Origin of the sequence: Kitasatospora sp. NPDC057512 (assembly GCF_042802135.1) — a bacterium.
GTDB lineage: Bacteria > Actinomycetota > Actinomycetes > Streptomycetales > Streptomycetaceae > Kitasatospora.
This window is the reverse complement of record NZ_JBHVET010000706.1, coordinates 1-4,485: the sequence shown is the minus strand read 5'-3', so window position 1 is coordinate 4,485 and position 4,485 is coordinate 1. Positions and strand designations below refer to the sequence as shown.

The following is a 4,485-nucleotide window of genomic DNA, read 5'->3' as shown; positions in this document are numbered from 1 at the left end:
GTCGAGCGCTACGGCGTGGCTGGGGCCCTCGGACCCCGTCACGGCGCCGCGTCCTGATCCGAAAGGAACCCCGGGAGACGCCCGGGGCCGGCGTCAGTAGATGAGGACGTCCCAGTGGCTGCCCTCGTTGCAGTACAGGTTGCCCGACGCGGCCTGCCACTGCGGGTAGCCGTCGCCCCGGAGGCCGATGTAGGTGAAGCTGTTCTGGATGTAGTTGTCGATGCAGGAGCTGCGGGCGATGTCGACCTTGTAGCCGTTGTAGTGGCTGTAGGTGCCGGAGGCGTGGCCCACCTCGGTGCCGCCCGTGATGTTGATGGCGCAGCCGCTGGCCTGCTTGAGGGTGATGACGGCGCTGACCGTGCCCGAGTTGATCTGGTCGAACGAGGTGCAGGTGGAGTTGGACCTGGTGGTGCAGCCCCCGCTGGAACTCCACGTGATGCCGGCGCCGCTGAACTGGCCGGCGGCCGCGGACTGCGACAGCTTGGTGCCGCTGGCGCCGGCCGTGGGCGCCGAGAGGGCGAGGCCGGCCAGGGCCAGGGTGACGACGGTGGCTGCGGTGCGTGGCTTCATCTGCATCTCCCGGTGAGGATGGTGTGCATCCGACTCGACCCCCGCCCTCCTGCCGCGCTCCGGTGGGAGGGCGGGAGGTCCGGCGCCGGGCCGACGGAACCGGCCCGGACGAAGGGGTCGTACGCAGTGCTGTGACGCGGCGGTGCTCCGGCACGAGGGCCGACCGATCCCTCCGGCGCCACCGCCCGCGGCTCCCGGGTGACGGGGGACGACGGGCTTCGAGCGCCGGCATCGGACCAGGATGCCCCATCGCTGTCTATGCGAGTAGACCCCGGGCTGTGAATTTCGCGTGACCGGGAGCGCCCTTCGGCGCGTCGAAACGCTCAGGTGAGCGGTCCGGCGGAGTACGGCGTCGTGGCGGTGGACGGGAGGGTCGAAGGCGAGGAGGCCGGCGGGCGGCCGCCGCAGGTGCCCGTGGCGTACAGGTCGTTGGAGGTCCTCAGCATCGCGGCCGGGTCCGACAGGTCGTACCGGTTGATCGAGGTGGCGAACTGCCGCTTGCCGGTGACCTCGCCGACCAGCAGGGTGTTGTAGCCGGGGATGCCGCCGTCGTGTCCCCAGAACTCGCCGCAGGGCGTGGTCATCCGCTGGAGCCCGAGGCCGTAGCCGGCGGCCGCGCCCGGGCCGCTGGTGTCCTTCATCTCGGCGAGTTCGGCCGGGCCGAGCAGTTGCCCGCCGAGCAGGGCGGCGATGAAGCGGGTGAGGTCCGCGGTGGTGGAGATGCCCGCCCCGGCGGCGGACGCCATCGACGGGTTGAGCAGCGTCACGTCGGCGGGGCCGGTGGGGAGCTTGTAGTAGCCGTGCGCGTGCGAGCCGGGGATGAAGGGCGAGTAGACGGGCATCGAGGTGCCCGTCAGGCCCAGCGGCCGGATGATCCGGCGTTCCACCTCCAGTGCCCAACCGCGCCCGGTGAGGCGCTCGATGATCATGCTGACGAGCACGTAGTCGGTGTTGGAGTAGTGCCAGCCCTGTCCGGGGGCGAAGTACGGCGGGTACTTGTCGGCGATGTCCACGAGCTGCTGCGGCCGGTAGGACGTCCAGCGCCCACCCGCCAGCCACTGCCGCAGCGTCTCCTCGTTGCTTGCGTCGAACGCCGGGTCCTCGGTGAAGTCGTGGATGCCGCTGGTGTGGTTGAGCAGTTGGCGCACGGTGATGCCGGCGCCGTTCGGCACCACGCCCGGCAGGCGGCTCTCGACGGAGTCGTCGAGGCCGATCCGGTGTTCCGCGACCAGCTGGAGGACCACCGTCGCGACGAAGGTCTTGGTGACGCTGCCGATCCGGAACCGCCCGTCCGGATCGGCGGGGGCGCCGGTGGCCAGGTCGGCCACGCCGGCCGCACCCTTCCAGACCGTGGAGCCGTTCTCCCGGACACGGGCCAGCGTCGCCACCGCACCGCCCTCCCGCACCATGGCCCGGACCACCGCGTCCAGGGCCGCCCCGTCCGCCGTCCGCTCACCGTCCGCCGCCACCCGGTAGGGAGCCGCCGGGGCGTCCGTGGCGCCGGCGGCCGGAGCCAGGGCCGCCAGCAGCCCCGCGCCGGCGAGCGCGACGACCGCCGACCGCCCGGCCGGGCCCCGCCACCGCCGACCCTTCGACCCGACTCTCCCCGGCCTCGGATCCGCCGTCCCGTCCGCCATGTCGTCCTCCCGGAGATGATCGACGAATGCGGTCAACATTCGTCATGACAAAGACAATTGACATAATCTCAGTCGGCCGCGATGCGAGGCGTCCACCTCAGGTCCGGAGCATGTCCGCCCCGGGGCCCATTGTCCCGGCCGGAGGACTCCACCTCAGGTCGAAGGCCGCCCCCGACGGATCCCTGAGGCCCCGACGGATCCCTGAGGCCCCGGCCGATCGAGTGGCCGGCGGCGTGCGGCCGAGGTTGCCGCCGCACGCCCCGTCCGGGGTGCCGTGGATCCCGTGACATCAAAACGTAACGCTTCCGCGAGAAGTCGTCAGGCGTAAAGCCTTCCCCAAGTCCTGGCCAATCTGGCATGTTTCCCTCAATTCCCGTGCGATCCCCCTCACGCGCGGGCCGAATCGGAGGAATGACGTGTCACCCCTGATATCCCGACGGCTCGGCCGCCCGGCCGCAGCCCTCGCCGTGCTCTCGGCCATGGCGCTCGCCACCCCCACCGCGTTCGCGACCGCCGCCACCACGACCAGCACCCCCACCGTCCCCAGCACCGTCTCGGCGCCCGCCGCCCAGGCCCCCGCCGCCGCGGGCAGCGCGGCGGGCTGGGCCGCCGGCACCCGGGCCTACCTGGTGATCAGCGCCCCCGCCGACATCGCCGCCGCCAAGACCGCCGTCGCCGCCAAGGGCGGTACGGTCTTCGCGAGTTACGACCCGATCGGCGTCATCGTCGCCCACTCCACCAGCGCCGGCTTCGCCGCCGCGCTGCGCACCGTCACCGGGATCCAGCAGGTCGGCGCGACCCGCACCTCCGACGTGCCGGCCGACGCCTACAGCCCGGCGCTGCCCGCCAACCCGGCGCAGGCGGCCACCACGCTCACCGAGTCCAACCGCTGGGACATGACGCAGATCAAGGCCGACCAGGCCTGGAGCGTCAGCACCGGCTCACCGTCCGTCAAGGTCGGCGTGCTCGACACCGGCGTGGACGACCAGCACCAGGACCTCGCGCCGAACTTCGACGCCGCCGACTCGGTCTCCTGCGCCTACGGCAAGCCCGACACCCGCAGCGGCGCCTGGCGGGACGTGGACACCCACGGCACCCACGTCGCCGGCACCATCGCGGCCGCGAAGAACGGCAAGGGCGTCATCGGGGTCGCACCGGGCGTGAAGGTCGCCTCGGTCCGGATCGCCGAGCCGACCAGCACCTTCTTCTTCGCCGAGAACACCGTCTGCGGCTTCGTCTGGGCCGGCGACCACGGCTTCAAGGTCACCAACAACAGCTACTACACCGACCCGTGGCAGTTCAACTGCCCGAACGACCTCGACCAGGCGGCCATCATCGAGGGCGTCAAGCGCGCCCAGGAGTACGCCGAGGGCAAGGGCTCGCTGCAGGTCGCGGCGGCCGGCAACGCCGACTACGACCTGGCGAACAAGACCACCGACACCGAGAGTCCGAACGACTCCACCAAGGTCACCCGGACGATCAGCAACGCCTGCGTCGACATCCCCACCGAACTCCCCGGCGTGGTGACCGTCGCGGCCACGGGCAGCGGCAGCGGCAAGGCCTCCTACTCCAACTTCGGCCGGGGCGTCATCGACGTCGCGGCGCCCGGCGGTGACGGTGCCACCGGCGTCTACTCGACCCTGCCCGGCGGCAAGTACGGGACCAAGAGCGGCACGTCGATGGCGTCCCCGCACGTCACCGGGGTGGCCGCGCTGATCGCGAGCACCGACCCGACGCTCACCCCCGCCGACATCCGGGCCCGCCTCGCGAGCCAGGCCAACGACCTGGCCTGCCCCGCCTCCGACAGCCGCTGCACCGGCACCACCGCCGACAACTCCTTCTTCGGCGAGGGCCAGGTCGACGCGCTGAAGGCGGTCGGCGGCGCCACGACGCCCACCGGAAAGTACTTCGAGAACACCGCCGACGTGGCGATCCCCGACAACACCACGGTGGAGAGCCCGATCACCGTCACCGGCGTCACCGGCAACGCCCCGGCGACGCTCAAGGTCGGCGTGGACATCAAGCACACCTACCGCGGCGACCTCGTCCTCTCCCTGGTCGCGCCCGACGGCACGGTCTACCTCCTGGAGGACTTCCCGAACAGCGACAGCACCGACAACGTCGCCAAGACCTACACCGTCAACGCCTCCGCGAGTACGGCGAACGGCACCTGGAAGCTCCGGGTGAAGGACGGCGCCTCCGGCGACACCGGCACGATCGACGCCTGGAACCTCACCTTCTGACCCGGTCGTTCCGCCCGGCCGGCCGACGCCCGAGC

At 71.8% G+C, this 4,485-nt stretch carries 3 protein-coding genes; 1 reads left to right on the top strand and 2 read right to left on the bottom strand.

The features are described from left to right. Positions 1-93: 93 nt before the first annotated feature. Both ACFU6K_RS32285 and ACFU6K_RS32280 read right to left on the bottom strand, forming a co-directional pair. Entirely contained in the window at positions 94-570 is a 477-nt protein-coding gene (locus tag ACFU6K_RS32285; RefSeq protein ID WP_380669081.1) for a hypothetical protein, read from the bottom strand. A gap of 323 nt (positions 571-893) precedes the next feature. Beyond that, the gene (locus ACFU6K_RS32280) at positions 894-2,207 is read right to left on the bottom strand and encodes a serine hydrolase domain-containing protein (protein ID WP_380669079.1); all 1,314 of its coding nucleotides are present in this window, start codon (positions 2,205-2,207) and stop codon (positions 894-896) included. 479 nt (positions 2,208-2,686) lie between these two features. Here ACFU6K_RS32280 and ACFU6K_RS32275 point away from each other — a divergent pair, with 479 nt between their 5' ends. Further along, positions 2,687-4,450 (top strand): S8 family serine peptidase, encoded by a 1,764-nt coding sequence (locus ACFU6K_RS32275; RefSeq protein WP_380669083.1) that lies wholly within the window; start codon positions 2,687-2,689, stop codon positions 4,448-4,450. The last annotated feature ends 35 nt before the right edge of the window (positions 4,451-4,485 follow it).

What these genes read in the sequence shown, in the direction of transcription:
- ACFU6K_RS32285 (WP_380669081.1), bottom strand. Translation starts at nt 570, where the DNA reads ATGAAGCCACGCACCGCAGCCACCGTCGTCACCCTGGCCCTGGCCGGC.
- ACFU6K_RS32280 (WP_380669079.1), bottom strand. Translation starts at nt 2,207, where the DNA reads ATGGCGGACGGGACGGCGGATCCGAGGCCGGGGAGAGTCGGGTCGAAG.
- ACFU6K_RS32275 (WP_380669083.1), top strand. Translation starts at nt 2,687, where the DNA reads ATGGCGCTCGCCACCCCCACCGCGTTCGCGACCGCCGCCACCACGACC.